This window comes from Phreatobacter sp. AB_2022a (genome assembly GCF_026847585.1).
Taxonomy (GTDB): domain Bacteria; phylum Pseudomonadota; class Alphaproteobacteria; order Rhizobiales; family Phreatobacteraceae; genus Phreatobacter.
The window spans coordinates 36,295-50,725 of record NZ_JAPSET010000040.1; the positions used below are offsets into that span (position 1 = coordinate 36,295).

The window sequence follows — 14,431 nt, forward strand, 5'->3', positions numbered from 1 at the left end:
GGCCGGCTCCTCGCATGGGATGACGTGAAGGGCGGCAGGCCGGACGGGCCTGCTCGCCGGGGCAGGGCGGGGACGTCAGCGCGCCAGCGGGCAGGCGCTTTCGGCGAGCGGCCGGAACGCGTCCTCGCCCGGGACGCGCGCGACGAGGGATACGGTGTCCCATGGCGCCGTGACCGGCTCGGACGGCCCCTTTGCGCGCATCAGGTACATTTCATGGACCATCCGGCCATCGCGCCGGACCGTGCCGGCCGGGGTGAAATTGTCCGAAATGGTCGTCGTGTGCAGCTGTTTCAGGACGGCCGGAGCGGCGTCGGTGCCGGCGGTCCTGACGGCCTCGAGATAGGAGCGGACGGCGGAATAGACGCCGGCATGGGCCTGGCCCGGATTGGCGTCCCGCCGACGGCGGAATTCGGCGGATAGGGCGCGGGTGCCGTCGTTCAGGTTCCAATAGAACGCGTCGATGTACTGGAGCCCTTCGGCGTCCTCCGGCCCGAGAGCGAGAATGTCGACCGCCGTGATGGCCGGGCCGACGATGCGCGGCCGCGCGCCGCGAATGCCGAATTCGCGCGCCTGCTTCACGGCGCGCACGAAATCGGTGCCGGAATTGGCCAGCACGATGACGTCGGCGCCGGAGGCCTGGGCCTGCAGGATGAAGGAGGAATAGTCGTTGGTGCCGGTCGGGTGCCAGATGCTGCCGGCGATCTGGCCGCCGCGCGCCTGGACCGTCTTGGTCATCACCTCGACCAGCGAGCGGCCGAAGGCGCTGTCCATGCCGATGAAGAACCATTTCTTGCCGCCGTCGCCGAGGACGGCATTCGCCATCGAGCGCCCGGTGGCATAGGTGTCGTAGGTCCAGTGGATGCCGTTCGGCGAACAGCTGTCATTGGTCAGGCGGTCGGTGCCGGGGCCGGAAAAAATGACGACCTTGTTGCGCTCGCGGACCAGTTCCTGGACGGCCAGGGCGACCGCGGAGCTGCCGAGATCGAAGATGGCGTCGACGCCCTCGATGTCGATCCATTGCCGCGCGATGTTCAGGCCGATGTCGGGCTTGTTCTGATGGTCGGCCGACAGCAGCACGATCCTGGTATTGCCGACCATGCCGCGCAGCTCGTCGATGGCGATCTGGGCCGCGGTCACCGAGCCGGCGCCGGTCTGGTGCGAGAAGGGGCCGGACATGTCGGTGAGGACGCCGATCTTGATGACGTCGCCGGACATCTGCGCGACGGCCGGACCGGCGGCCAGGGTGGATAGCGCCAGCATGGCGGCGCGGATTGTCGTCTTCATCGTTTTCCTCCCGGATATCGTTTTCATTGTCCGACAATGCCGTGGCTAATGGCGGCCACCGTCGATGACGAAGTCGGCCCCCGTGACGAAGGCGGATTCGTCGGACGCCAGGTAGACGGCGAGGGCGGCGACCTCTTCGGGGCGTCCAAGCCGTCCGGCGGCGCGGCCGCGCGACAGGCCGTCCATGATCCGCGCCTGCTCATCGGCGCCCATGCCGGCGACGAAGGTGCGCGGCATCGGCGTGTCGATGGCGCCGGGCAGGATCGCGTTGACCCTGACGGGCGCGAGCTCGAGGGCTGCCGCCTTCGACAGCATGGACATGGCGGCCTTGGAGGCCGAATAGGCGCTCATGTTGAGGATCGGGCGCACCGCGGCGCCGGACGACATGTTGATCACCGAACCGGTCGGCGCCATCAGCGGGACCAGAGCCCGCATCAGGAGGAACGGCCCGGCGACGTTGACGTTCATCAGCCGCCGGAAGTCCTCGAGGGTCGTCTGCAGCAGCGGCCGCCCGAGCATGGCGCCGGCATTGTTGACGAGAATGTCGATGCGCGCGCCCCGGGTCCGCAGACGGTCCGCGAAGGCCTGGACCGCATCTTCCGAGATCACGTCGAGGACGAGGAGCCGCTCGCGCGTCGCGCCGTCCGCTTCGCCTGGACCGGCGAGGTCGGTGCCGATCACCTCCGCGCCTTCGGCCCGGAAGCGCTCGCAGATCGCCGCCCCGATGCCGCCGGCTGCGCCCGTCACGACCGCCAGCTTGCCGTTCAACCGTCCTGTCGTCGTCATCGCTTCAGTGCCTCAGTCCGGTTTGCTTGAGCAGCGGCATGACGCGCTCGCCGAAATAGGCGAGTTCGGTCAGGTAGTCGGCAAAATAGAAAACGACGCCATGCACGCCGCGCCTGGAATAGTCGGCAAGCTGATCGACGATCTGTTCCGGCGTGCCGACGAGCGGATTGGTGCCATAGCCGGCAACGAAGCGACGCGCGCGCTCGTCGACGCCTTCCTTGAAGGAGCCGCTTTCGACGCCGAGCGTCGCCATCATGTTGCGCGCCGCGATCCAGTCGCCGTTGTCCAGGATGTCCTGGAACGCGGCGCGGGCCTCCGCCTCGGTCTCGCGGCAGACCACCAGCGCCGAGCACATGAGCGCGACGTCGCGGCCGTATTCCCGGTCCGCCTTCTGGGTCACCAGGCGCAGGCGATCGATGTCGTCGGGTTTGGAGGGCGAGGCGAAACTGACGTCGACGTTCCTCGCCGTGAAATCGATGCCGGCCGGCGACGTGCCGGCATTGACCAGGACGGGCCCCGGCCTTTGCACGGGCTTCGGACTGGATTCGAGCGCGGCGAGATTGAAATAGGCGCTTTCGATGTCGAACGGCGAGGTGTCCGTCCACAGGCGCTTGACGATGTTCAGCCACTCCTCGCCATAACGATAGCGGTCGTCGTGCTCGCGCAGCCCGGTTCCGAACATGGCCATCTCGTCGCGGAACCAGCCCATGACGACATTCAGGCCGAACCGGCCGTTCGAGATGTGGTCGATGGTCGCCGCCTGCTTCGCGGCGACCACCGGATGGGTCAGGGAGACGTGGGACGTGGCGAAGCACATGATCCTGTCGGTCGCTTCGGCCATGCCCGCCGCCCAGGTATAGACGTCGAAATTCGTGCCGTTGTGATTGGACGGCCCGCCCTGGCCCTTCCACCGCCCGATCGGCAGCGCCACTTCCATGCCGAGCGCGTCGGCGAGCCGGACCACGCTGCGATTGTAGTCCCAGGTGATCTGCCGGTCCGTCGGCGCCGTGGTGATCACGCTGCCACCGCTGCAATTGACCGCGAAGATGCCGAGCTTGAGCTTCTGCGCGTTGAACAGCGGCACGTTCTGCCGCCGGTAGTCCCTGAGCTCTTCGCGATTCATCGCATCATCCTCTTGCGGGCCTTGGCGTCGGCGCGTCAGAACGCGACGTCGTCGGACGTGGTGATCGCCGCGAAGCGCGCGAGCGCGGCGATGGAGTTCTCGTGCTCCTCGGCCGTCGCCGCCGCGCAGGCGTCCTCGACCACGACGCATTCGAAATCCCGATCGTGCGCGTCGCGCGTCGCGGCCTGCACGACCGCAACCGTCGAGACCCCCGACATGACGAGGCGCTGGATGCGCTGGGCGCGCAGGAACAGGTCGAGATTGGTGCCGTAGAACGGGCTGACCCGGTGCTTGGTCACCAGGAGATCGCCCTCGCGCCGGTCGAGGTCCGGGTGGATTTCAGTGCCCCATGTGCCAAGCTTGAGGATGCCGAACTTGCGGATGGCGGCGAACATCGGTGAGGTCGGCGAGCACTCCCGATAGTCCGGCGAAAAGCCGACCCGCACGAACAGGACGGCGGCGCCCGCGTCTCTGGCCCGGCTGATCACCTTCTGGGTCCGGGCGAGAATCTGGCGGCCGCGTACCTGCTCGCCGAGGGGGCCCTTGCCGTTGGGGCCGTCGTTATGGACGAGGTCGTTTTGCAGATCGAGCACGAGATAGGCGGAGGACATCTGGCTTCCTGTGACTGTTGGCGGGAGAGGGTGTTGCAGCGCGGGCCGTCGTTCCGCTCGGACTGGCCGGATCATCGTGAGAAGGCGCGTGCAGGAGAGGGGGGCGGCAGTGCCGAGTTTTTGGAATTGATTTCCATAAAGATCTTAAACGGGATCAGTTTTGTCAAGCTTGAACGGGGCAGACCTGAGGATCGTTCGTTTTCGGAATGTCGGACTTTAAAAAATATTTTGTTATAACAATGAGATATGAGAATTCGTGGCACGAGCCATCGATGTCTCGATCGACTGCAGATGCATGGAAGTCATTTCCAGAATTTCGCGATAGCGTCCGAAACCCGGCACATTTAAGATCCGCCCCATGAGCAAATTGCCGGAAAAGAAACGTGCGCCGCGCGCCAAGGTGCGACAGGGTGGAGCAGGTGCGGATCTAAGCGAGGACGCCGGCGACGAGAGCCAGATCATCGGGGCTCTGGCGCGCGGCCTGCAGGTGCTGGGCGCTTTCCATCTCGGCGACAGCCAGTTGGGAAATCACGAATTCGCGCAGCGCACGGGCCTGCCCAAGGCGACCGTCTCGCGGATCACCTTCACCCTGGCCAAGGGCGGGTTCCTGTCGTTCGATCCACGGCAGCGGATGTACCATCTGGGTCCCAAGGCGGTGAATCTCGGCTTCATCGCGCGTGCCGATGCCGATATTCGCGGCAACCTGCGTCCGATGATGCAGCAGTTCGCCAACGAGACGGGCCTCAATGTCGGTCTCGGCGTCCGCGACAAGGATTCGATGCTCTATATCGATACCTGGGAAGGCACCGCGCTCGTTGGCCTGAAAGTCTATCCGGGATTTCGGATACCCATTCTGACCACCGCGATGGGGCGCGCCTATCTTGCGGCGCTCACCCCGGGGGAGTTGCAGATCCAACTGGGCGAGCTCGCGCGCCAGATGATCAACGACGATCAGTCCCGAGCGATGGTCGACGCGCAAAACGAGCACTTTCAGCGCTATGGTTTCGCTATCAGCATGGGCGATTGGGTCGACGATATCGGTACGATCGCGGTGCCGTTCAGCCGGCCGGACCGCCGCCAGATCTATGTCATCAGCGTTGGCGGACCGATCTACCGGATGACCCGCTCGTTCATCTATGACGAACTCGGCCCCCGGCTGATCGCGTTTCGCAACAGCGTCGAGAGCAGCGCGCGATTCTAGCTGCGGCTCCGTCGCCCGGCGGAAGCCTGAGGCGATCGGTGCGAACGGTGGCAATCAAGAGCCCGCGCGCCGCCCGGCGCGCGGCGCAGCCGGCAATCCCGTGTCAGGCCTCGGCGGAATTATCCCACGCCGCGCGGCCCGGCACGCTTCGGCGGCCGGCGCGGGCAGGGCTGCCGCCGCGCCAAAAGAAAAAGCCCGCAAAGCGTCACGTAAGTAACGCTTTGCGGGCTGAATCTGGCTCCCCGGGCCGGATTCGAACCAGCGACCAACCGGTTAACAGCCGGTTGCTCTACCGCTGAGCTACCGAGGATCAATCGCTTCCGCGAGTGAGCGGCGCGAATAACACAGGTCGATCACGATTGCCAAGGGGCAAATATCGCGACAAAGGATGGCAACATCACGGCCTTGAAGTTGTCCCCAGGCCAAGCGCTGGAAGCAAGCCGGTTTGGCGGCCTTTTGCGGCGTGCATGAAGGAGCGAGAGTGACCAGCGCGACGCCGGCCAGCCTGACCGTTCTCGGCCGCAGATTCGTGCTGCCGCGCCAGCGCTGGCGCCGCCGCGCGCTCGGCTGGGCCTTCGTCGCCGGCGGCGTCCTCAGCATCCTGCCGGTGCTCGGCCCGTGGATGTTCCCGGTGGGCCTCGCCATCCTCTCGGTCGACAGCCCGTTCTATCGCCGGATGCGCCGGCGCCTCGCCATCCGCATCGGCCGCCGCTGGCCGAAGCTCAATGCCTGGCTGAAGGCGCCGGCATGACGCCGGCCCTCAGCCGCCGGGCGCGCCCTGTACGTTCACGTAGAGAGCGTAGACCGACTGGCCCGCCGCCATGAACAGGCGGTTGCGGGCGAGGCCGCCGAAACAGAGATTCGCGCAGCGCTCGGGCAGGCGGATGCGGCCGATCAGCCTGCCGTCGGGGTTGAAGACATGGACGCCGTCCAGTTCGTCGCTGCCCATGCCCCAGCCACACCACAGATTACCGTCGACGTCGCAGCGGAAGCCGTCGGGCGTGCCGGGGCCGGCGTCGACGAAGACCCGCTGGTTGGCGAGCGCGGTGCCGCCGACCACGTCGAAGGCGAAGATCAGCCGGTTCGGCACGGCGCGCGAGGCGACGAGATAGAGGCGCTTTTCGTCGGGCGAGAAGCAGAGGCCGTTCGGGCCTGCCACGTCGGTGGCGACCGCCGTCAGCGCGCCGGTCGCGGGGTCGAGACGATAGACGTTCTGCGGCGATTCCGGTTCGGCCCTGTGGCCTTCATAATGGCCGGCAATGCCGAAGGGCGGATCGGTGAACCAGATCGAGCCGTCGGACTTGACGACGACGTCATTCGGCGAGTTCAGCCGCTTGCCCTGGAAGCTGTCGGCGAGGACGGTGATGCTGCCATCATATTCGGTGCGGGTGATCCGCCGGCCGCCATGGTCGCAACTGACCAGCCGGCCCTGGCGGTCGCGGGTATTGCCGTTGGCGTACATGGACGGCTTGCGGAATATCGAGACGGCGCCCGTCTCCTCGTCCCAGCGCATGATCCGGTTGTTCGGAATGTCGCTCCACAGGAGGTAGCGGCCATCGCCGAACCAGACCGGGCCCTCGGCCCAGCGCATGCCGGTGGCGATGCGCTCGACCGCGGCATTGAAGATCCGGTAGCGGGCAAAGCTCGGATCGAGGATTTCGACGGCGGGGTCGGGATAGCGGGTGCTCGGCTGCCACATGGGCGGTCCTTCCGGCGCGGGGCGATTGGGGCGGCGGCGCGACCGGCCGCGCGGGGATCATCCCCAAGCCGCCGGTGCAATGCAATGCGGCCGGTGAGCGGCGGCGCCGCATCCAGGCGGGCAGCGGACATCGGTCGGATCGAGCGGGAAGGGTGGAGGCCTCGCCCGGAATCGAACCGGGGTGCAAGGATTTGCAGTCCTCTGCGTAACCACTCCGCCACGAGGCCATCCTGACGAACTCAACCGGGCGAGCCCGGCGCGGAGTGGGCTCGCTCTAGCACGCTGCCCCGGTCACCGCAACTGAGCCGGCAACGTCCGCCTCACCGGCCTGTGGGCGGCGCCACGACCTTGCACTTCGCCCGTTTCCCCCGCTAAAGACGGGGCCTCGGCGCCGCCTTTCGCCGCCGCAGTTTTTCAAGGGTTTCGCGATGATCGATTTTGCGCAGGCGCGCCGGACCATGGTCGACACGCAGATTCGGGTGAACGATGTGACCGACGGCCGCATCGTGGCCGCCCTGATGGCGGTGCCGCGCGAGGATTTCGTGCCGGCGGGGCGCCGGGAGCTTGCCTATATCGACGACGACATCGCGGTGAGCGAAGCTTCGGCGGGCAAGCCCGCGCGCTACCTGATCGAGCCGATGGTTCTCGCCAAGATGCTGCATGCGGCGGAGATTCGCTCCGAGGACAAGGTGCTCGATATCGGCATCGCCACCGGCTACTCGGCAGCGGTGCTCGCCGGCTTCGCCGCCGCCGTCGTCGCGGTCGAGGAGGACGAGACGCTGGTCGCCGCGGCCCGCGAGGCGCTGGGCGGCAAGGCCAATGTCACGGTGCATGCCGGCCCGCTCGCCGCCGGCGCGCCCGCGAACGGGCCCTTCGACGTTATCGTGCTGGAAGGCGCGATCGAGGCCGTGCCCCAGACCCTGTTCGATCAGCTGAAGGATGGCGGCCGGCTGGTCGCGGTGGTCGGCACCGGTCGCGCGGCGAAATGCCTCGTCCACACCCGGATCGGACAGGAGATCAGCACGCGCCCGGTTTTCGACGCGGCGATCCCGCCGCTGCCTGGCTTTGCGGTGGTTCGCGGTTTCGTCTTTTGATTGACGGGAGTGTGGCATTCGCGTCCCACTCCCCACCTAAAAGGCCGTTTTCACCCGGTGGGGCTTTCTTAACCGTCGCGGAGCGGCTATCGAATGTGCTCTTGAAGTGCCCTGGGTCGTGGCGGATCGTCCAGGGTAACGCCACGAAGCAGGTGTTACACATGATCGGAGCCACGTTTGACCGTGTAGGCTCCGCGGCGGCTTTGGCCGTCGCGATTCTCGGCCCGCTATTGTCTCCCGTTGCCGCGCGGGCGCAGTCCATCGACCAGACACTGATCCAGGCCTACCGGAACAATCCGGACCTCAACGCCGCGCGTGCGGGCGTGCGGGTGGCCAATGAAGGCGTGCCCGCGGCCCTGTCGGGCTATCGGCCATCGGTGACCGCCACGATCACCGCATCGGGCCAGTACAGCGAGGCTGGCTCCGGCAGTGTCCGCGGCCAGCCCCCCTTTCACGCCTCCACGCGGTCCTTTCCGCGCTCGGCGACGCTGACCGCAACCCAGACCATCTATGACGGCAACCGCACCGCCAACAGCGTGCGCCAGGCCGACCAGAACGTGATGGTGGCGCGCGAGACGCTGCGCAACAGCGAGCAGACCGTGCTGCTGGCCTCCGCCACGGCTCATATGAACGTGCTGCGCGAGCAGGCGACCCTCGACCTGCGCAAGCGGGCGGTCGAGGTGTTCCGCGAGCAGCTCCGCGCGACGCGCGACCGATTCGCCGTGGGCGAGGTGACGCGCACCGATGTGGCGCTCGCCGAATCCTCGCTCCAGGGGGCTCTCGCGACTCAGAGCGCCGCCGAATCGGATCTCGCCAATTCGCGCGCCGTCTACATGCAGCAGGTCGGCATTCAGCCGGGCCGGCTCAATCCGGCGCGCACGGTCGAGCGGCTCCTGCCGCGCACCCTCGATGCGGCGGTCATGTCCGGCCAGTCCGAGCATCCCGCCATCCGTGGCGCCCGGCATGGCGCCGACGCCTCGCTGCTGCAGGTGCGCATCGCCGAATCGGCGCTCTATCCGACGCTCGGCATCAGCGCGAGCCTGTTTCGCGGGGCCGACCAGACCCAGGCCTATCAGGTGTCCTCGGCCAGCATCGGCGCAACGCTGACCATTCCGATCTTCGCGAATGGCGGGCGCGACTACGCGACCATTCGCGCGGCCAAGGAAACCCACGGCCAGCGCCGCATCCAGATCGAAACCGCGACCGCGAGCGTCCGCCAGGCGGTGGTCCAGTCCTGGGCCGCGCTGCAGGCGGCCCGAGCCCAGATCCAGGCGGCCGAGGAGCAGGTGCGTGCCCAGACCATCGCGGTCAACGGCATCCGCGAAGAGTACAAGGTCGGCCAGCGCACGATCATCGACGTGCTGAACGCGACGCAGAACCTGTTCACGGCGCGCGTCGCCCTGGTGCAGGCCCAGCGCGACCGCGTGGTGCTGTCCTATTCGGTGCTCGCCGCCATGGGCCGGCTCAATGCGTCCCGCCTGGCGCTGCATACCGAGGTCTTCGATCCGACCCAGCACTATCAGCAGGTCCGCGATCTCTGGCTGGGCGTACGCACGCCGGACGGCCGGTAGCCGCAACGCCTGCGGGCACCTTCTGCATGGCCGACATCTTGTTTGTGGATGGTCAATGGAGCCGTTAGCCCTGACGGCTCCCGCGGTGCATAGTCACTGCAGTTGATTCGTGGCGATTCTCCTTTAGATCCCAACGGGAGATGGTCCGGCGCCACGCGGTGAGTAAAAGGGGTGACGGCGATGTCTCAGGCAGCCAAGGCTAACGAACCGTCGATGGAGGAGATCCTGGCTTCGATCCGCCGGATCATTGCGGACGACGAGCCGCCCAAGCCGGCCGCGCCCAAGGTGGCCGTCGTGCCGCCGCCCGCCCAGCCCGCGCCGGCTGCTGCCGCGCCGCCCGCCGCCAAGGCCGATGACGGCCCGAAATCGCAGGACGACATCGACGCGCTGCTGGCCGATTTCGACGCCATGCAGGCGTCGGAGCCCGAGCCGGCGCCGGCCGCGCCGGTGGTGGTGCCCATGCCGGCGCCCGCCGCGGCCAAGCCCGAGCCTGCCAAGGCCGAAAAGGCGCCCGAGCCGGATATTCTCGATCTCAGCAAGGACGACGCCGTCGTCGAGGCCGTCGGCATGATCAAGCCGGTGGCGCGCCGGGCCGATGTCGAGTTCCTCGACACGCCCGAGCCGCAGCGCGCGCCGGCGGCCGAGGCTCTTGCCCCGACCGACCCGCTGCTGTCCTCGCAGGCTCATGCCGCCGTCGGCGCCGCCTTCGGCTCGCTGGCCAATACCATCCTCTCGAACAACGCCCGGACCATCGAGGACCTGGTCAAGGACATGCTGCGGCCAATGCTGAAGACCTGGCTCGACGACAACCTGCCGCAGCTGGTCGAACGCCTGGTGCGCGCCGAGATCGAGCGCGTCTCGCGCGGCGGCCGCTGAGCGCTTGTCGGCCGCGTGTTCCGGGGCGTCCCTGGCGGGACGCCCTTTTTGTTTGAATGCCGGGTGAGATCTTCAGGGCGTCAGGCAGGCCGGGTGCGCGCCAGTCCGGCACGGAACCAGAAGACCAGGACCGGCAGCAGCAGAGCCGCCGCGGCGAAGAGGGGCGGGGCGCCGAACCGGTCGAACACGACGCTGCACAGGGCGACGCCGGCGGTCTGGCCCGCAAAGAAGCAGAAGGCGAAGGCGGCGATGCCGGCGCCGCGCGCGTCCGGCGTCATCTGGGTGGCGTTGGTCTGCAGCGGATTGTGCAGCAGCACGAAGCCGAAGCCGCCGATGGCGATGGCCGCCGCAATGAGCCAGAGCGGCGGGCTCAGCGCCAGCAGGGCGAAGCTCACGGCGAGGAATATGGAGGCCATGCCGAGCGTCGCGCGCTCGCCGAGGCGGCCGAGCAGGAACGGCGCGGCCCACGAATAGGCTGCGGCGCCGGCGGCGCTGAGCGCGGTCATGGCGCCGATCGTCGTGTAGCTGATGCCGTAGGCCTGGCGCAGATGCGCGCCGAGAAAGGTGAAGGTGCCGTAGAACAGGATGGCCTCGAGCGTCACCGCCGACAGCACGACGCGGGCATAGGGCCGCTTGCGCAGCGCCGCCATCTCGGCGAGCGAGCCGCGCATGCCGCCCGAGGGCACCGGCTGGCGGCGCGAGAGCACGGCGTTCGAGCGCTGCTGGACGACGAGCACGGTGCCGGCAATGACCAGGAAGGCACCGGCCATGATGAAGACGGATTGCCAGCCGAGCGCGTCGGCCAGGATGCCGCCGATGGCCTGGCCGCTGATCGCCCCGAAGCTCGTGAAGACCATGTAGCGGGCGAGCACCGCCTGGCGCTGGGCGAAGGGGATGGTGTCGCCGATGAAGGCGATGCAGTTGGGAATGATCGCCGCGCCGCTGAGGCCGGCGAACAGGCGCAGCAGCGCGATCTGCTCGATGCTGGTCGCGAAGGCGCAGGCGAGCGTGAAGAGGCCGCTGAGGACGGCGCCGACCTGCACCATGCGCACCTTGCCGTAGCGGTCGCCGAGCGGCCCGGTGACGAGCTGGAAGCCGCCGTAGGAAACGGCATAGGCGGTGATGACGATGGCCGCCCGGCCGGGCGTCGTGTCGAAGGCGTGGGCGAGCGTCGGCAACAGCGGATCGCAGAAGCGCAGCGCCGCGGACGAGGCGAAGGAGGTGGCTCCGAGCAGGAGCAGGGCCCGCCAGGGAACCGTGTCCGGGCTCGCGTCGTCGGCCAGCATTGTCGTCATCGCCAAGCTATGGGGTCGGCCTGTGCAATGCGGCAAGGCGCAAGGGCGCATGGCAGAAATGTTGACAGGGCGCGTTTGGAGCGGCTTTGTGCGCTGCCCGGGTCCCGAGGGTCCCGTTATCCGCCCCGACTGCCTATATGACGGCGATCCCGCTCAAGACCGCAAACCGAAAAAGCGCCATGCTCGAGAAGACTTACACGCCGAAAGACATCGAAGCCCGTATGTCGGCCGTCTGGGAGAAGGCCGAGGCCTTCCGCGCCGGCCGGCCCGAGCGTGTAGCCGCCGAACCGTTCTGCATCGTCATCCCGCCGCCGAACGTGACGGGCTCGCTGCATATGGGGCACGCCCTGAACAACACGCTGCAGGACGTGCTGTGCCGCTATGAGCGCATGCGCGGCAAGGACGTGCTGTGGCAGCCCGGCACCGACCATGCGGGCATCGCGACGCAGATGGTGGTCGAGCGCAAGCTCGCCGCCGAGAACCGCACCGATCGCCGGACGATGGGGCGCGAGGCGTTCCTGAAGGAGGTCTGGGCCTGGAAGGAGACCTCGGGCGGGACGATCACCAACCAGCTCAGGCGCCTCGGCGCGTCCTGCGACTGGTCGCGCGAGCGCTTCACCATGGACGAGGGCCTGTCCAAGGCGGTCGTCAAGGTCTTCGTCGACCTCTACCGCCAGGGCCTCATCTACAAGGACAAGCGGCTGGTCAACTGGGACCCGAAGCTGCTGACCGCCATCTCCGACCTCGAGGTGGTGCAGACGGAGATGCGCGGCAAGCTCTGGTATTTCGACTATCCGCTGGCCGAGGACCCGGCGGTCAAGGTGACGGTCGCGACCACGCGGCCGGAGACCATGCTGGGCGACACGGCGGTGGCCGTGCATCCCGACGACGAGCGCTGGCAGCCCTATATCGGCAAGCATGTGCGCCTGCCGCTGGTCGGCCGGCTGATCCCGATCGTCGCGGATGCCTATTCGGATCCTGAGAAGGGCTCCGGAGCGGTCAAGATAACGCCGGCGCACGACTTCAACGATTTCGAGGTCGGCAAGCGCCACAATCTGCCGCAGATCAACATTTTCGACGTCGAGGCGCGGCTGGCGCTCGCCGGCAACGAGGACTTCCTCGCCGGCGCGGAAGGGGCGGATCTGGAAGCCGTGCTGGCGCTCGACGGCGTCGACCGGTTCGAGGCGCGCAAGCGCATCGTCGCCATGATGGAGGAGCGCGGCCTGCTGGCCAGGATCGAGGACCACCTGCACATGGTGCCGCATGGCGACCGTGGCGGCGTGCCGGTCGAGCCCTTCCTCACCGACCAGTGGTATGTCGACGCCAAGACGCTCGCCGAGGCGCCGCTCAAGGCGGTGCGCGAGGGGCGGACAGCCTTCGTGCCCAAGAACTGGGAAAAGACCTTCTTCGAGTGGATGGAGAACATCCAGCCCTGGTGCGTGTCGCGCCAGCTCTGGTGGGGCCACCAGATTCCGGCCTGGTACGGCCCGGACGGCAGGGTCTTCGTGGCGCCGACGGCGGCCGAAGCCGAGGCCGAGGCGGCCGAGCACTACGGCGCGCCGACCGCGCTGACGCGCGACGAGGACGTGCTCGACACCTGGTTCTCCTCCGCGCTCTGGCCGTTCTCGACGCTCGGCTGGCCGGATGAGACCCCCGAGCTCAAGCGCTACTACCAGACCGACGTGCTGGTGACCGGCTTCGACATCATCTTCTTCTGGGTCGCCCGGATGATGATGATGGGCCTGCACTTCATGCAGGAGGAGCCGTTCCATACGGTCTATATCCACGCCCTCGTCCGCGACGAGAAGGGCGCCAAGATGTCGAAGTCGAAAGGCAACGTCATCGACCCGCTCGACCTCATCGATCAGTTCGGTGCCGACGCGCTGCGCTTCACGCTGGCCGCCATGGCGGCCCAGGGCCGCGACATCAAGCTCGCCACCAGCCGCGTCGAGGGCTACCGGAACTTCGCCACCAAGCTGTGGAACGCGGCGCGCTTCTGCGAGATCAACGAATGCCGGCGCGTGGCCGGCTTCGACCCGGCGGCCGTGCGCTCGACGCTCGCCCGCTGGATCGTCGGAGAGACCGCGAAGGCGATCGGCGAGACCGAGGCGGCGATCGGCGCCTACAAGTTCAACGAGGCAGCCGGCGCCGTCTATCGTTTCGTCTGGAACGTGTTCTGCGACTGGTTCCTGGAATTCGCCAAGCCCGTCTTCACCGGCGCGGACGAGGAGGCCAAGGCCGAGATCCGCGCGACCGCCGCCTGGACGCTCGACCAGATCCTCAAGATGCTGCATCCGTTCATGCCGTTCATCACCGAGGAGCTCTGGTCGGTGACCGGGGAGGCCGGACCGGCGCGCGAGGGCGTTCTGGCGCTGGCCGCCTGGCCTCAGCTCGCAGGTCTCGAAAACGGCGAGGCCGAAGCCGAGATCGGCTGGCTGGTCGACACCGTCCAGGCGATCCGGTCGGTCCGCGCGGAAATGAACGTCGCCCCCGGCGCGCAGGTGCCGCTCGTGCTCGTCGGCGTGTCCGAGGCGACGGTCGCCCGTGCGAGGCGCTACGGCGACCTGCTCAACCGGCTGGCGCGCCTGTCCGAGATCAGCACGGTGGCCGCGGCGCCGAAGGGATCGGTGCAGCTCGTCGTGCGCGGCGAGACCGTCGCCCTGCCGCTGGCCGGCGTGATCGACGTCGCCGCCGAGAGCCAGCGTCTCGCCAAGGCGCTGAAGGAGGCGGAAGGCGACATTGCCCGCTGCGACGCCAAGCTCAACAACGCCAACTTCATGGCCCGCGCGGCCGAGGAGGTGATCGAGGAGCAGCGCGAGAAGCGCGAGGAGGCGGCGGAGCGCAAGGCCAAGGTCGAGGCGGCCCTGGCGCGCCTGAAAGAGGTCGGCTGA

Annotated in this window: 12 protein-coding genes and 2 tRNA genes; 6 read left to right on the forward strand and 8 right to left on the reverse strand. The window is 67.8% G+C overall.

What is annotated here, in order from left to right:
* Positions 1-75: 75 nt before the first annotated feature.
* Genes OZ671_RS23990 through OZ671_RS24005 form a run of 4 tightly spaced genes read right to left on the reverse strand, consistent with a single transcriptional unit; the run spans position 76 to position 3,804 of the window.
* Positions 76-1,284, reverse strand: a complete 1,209-nt coding sequence (locus OZ671_RS23990) for an ABC transporter substrate-binding protein (protein ID WP_268863059.1) — start codon at positions 1,282-1,284, stop codon at positions 76-78.
* Between the two features lie 45 nt (positions 1,285-1,329).
* Complete coding sequence (locus tag OZ671_RS23995; RefSeq protein WP_268863060.1) at positions 1,330-2,070, reverse strand: SDR family NAD(P)-dependent oxidoreductase; 741 nt, start codon at positions 2,068-2,070, stop codon at positions 1,330-1,332.
* Positions 2,071-2,074: 4 nt separating this feature from the next.
* On the reverse strand, positions 2,075-3,193 hold the full coding sequence (locus OZ671_RS24000; protein ID WP_268863061.1) for an LLM class flavin-dependent oxidoreductase: 1,119 nt from the start codon (positions 3,191-3,193) through the stop codon (positions 2,075-2,077).
* Between the two features lie 35 nt (positions 3,194-3,228).
* Positions 3,229-3,804: a cysteine hydrolase family protein gene (locus OZ671_RS24005; RefSeq protein WP_268863062.1), complete on the reverse strand. Its 576-nt coding sequence runs from the start codon at positions 3,802-3,804 to the stop codon at positions 3,229-3,231.
* A gap of 358 nt (positions 3,805-4,162) precedes the next feature.
* On the opposite strand from OZ671_RS24005, the gene OZ671_RS24010 reads away from it, so the two are divergent.
* Positions 4,163-5,005 carry an IclR family transcriptional regulator gene (locus OZ671_RS24010; protein WP_268863063.1) on the forward strand — a complete coding sequence of 281 codons (843 nt, stop codon included), beginning with the start codon at positions 4,163-4,165 and terminating at the stop codon, positions 5,003-5,005.
* A gap of 235 nt (positions 5,006-5,240) precedes the next feature.
* Here the strand turns inward: OZ671_RS24010 and OZ671_RS24015 are convergent.
* Positions 5,241-5,315 (reverse strand) — tRNA-Asn (locus OZ671_RS24015).
* A 171-nt stretch (positions 5,316-5,486) separates the two neighbouring features.
* On the opposite strand from OZ671_RS24015, the gene OZ671_RS24020 reads away from it, so the two are divergent.
* On the forward strand, positions 5,487-5,756 hold the full coding sequence (locus OZ671_RS24020) for a hypothetical protein (protein ID WP_038311860.1): 270 nt from the start codon (positions 5,487-5,489) through the stop codon (positions 5,754-5,756).
* 9 nt (positions 5,757-5,765) lie between these two features.
* On the opposite strand, the gene OZ671_RS24025 is transcribed toward OZ671_RS24020, so the two are convergent.
* Both OZ671_RS24025 and OZ671_RS24030 read right to left on the reverse strand, forming a co-directional pair.
* Positions 5,766-6,704, reverse strand: coding sequence for an SMP-30/gluconolactonase/LRE family protein (locus OZ671_RS24025; RefSeq protein ID WP_268863064.1), 939 nt, complete (start codon positions 6,702-6,704; stop codon positions 5,766-5,768).
* 153 nt (positions 6,705-6,857) lie between these two features.
* A tRNA-Cys gene (locus tag OZ671_RS24030) sits at positions 6,858-6,931 on the reverse strand.
* A 201-nt stretch (positions 6,932-7,132) separates the two neighbouring features.
* On the opposite strand from OZ671_RS24030, the gene OZ671_RS24035 reads away from it, so the two are divergent.
* From OZ671_RS24035 to OZ671_RS24045, 3 genes are all read left to right on the forward strand, one after another.
* Positions 7,133-7,798, forward strand: coding sequence for a protein-L-isoaspartate O-methyltransferase family protein (locus tag OZ671_RS24035; protein ID WP_268863065.1), 666 nt, complete (start codon positions 7,133-7,135; stop codon positions 7,796-7,798).
* 203 nt (positions 7,799-8,001) lie between these two features.
* On the forward strand, positions 8,002-9,369 hold the full coding sequence (locus OZ671_RS24040; RefSeq protein ID WP_268863066.1) for a TolC family outer membrane protein: 1,368 nt from the start codon (positions 8,002-8,004) through the stop codon (positions 9,367-9,369).
* Positions 9,370-9,549: 180 nt separating this feature from the next.
* Positions 9,550-10,245, forward strand: coding sequence for a PopZ family protein (locus OZ671_RS24045; protein ID WP_268863067.1), 696 nt, complete (start codon positions 9,550-9,552; stop codon positions 10,243-10,245).
* 80 nt (positions 10,246-10,325) lie between these two features.
* Here OZ671_RS24045 and OZ671_RS24050 read toward each other — a convergent pair whose 3' ends face one another.
* Positions 10,326-11,531, reverse strand: coding sequence for an MFS transporter (locus OZ671_RS24050; protein WP_268863068.1), 1,206 nt, complete (start codon positions 11,529-11,531; stop codon positions 10,326-10,328).
* A gap of 188 nt (positions 11,532-11,719) precedes the next feature.
* Between OZ671_RS24050 and OZ671_RS24055 the strand changes: the two genes are divergently transcribed.
* Positions 11,720-14,431, forward strand: a complete 2,712-nt coding sequence (locus OZ671_RS24055) for a valine--tRNA ligase (protein WP_268863069.1) — start codon at positions 11,720-11,722, stop codon at positions 14,429-14,431.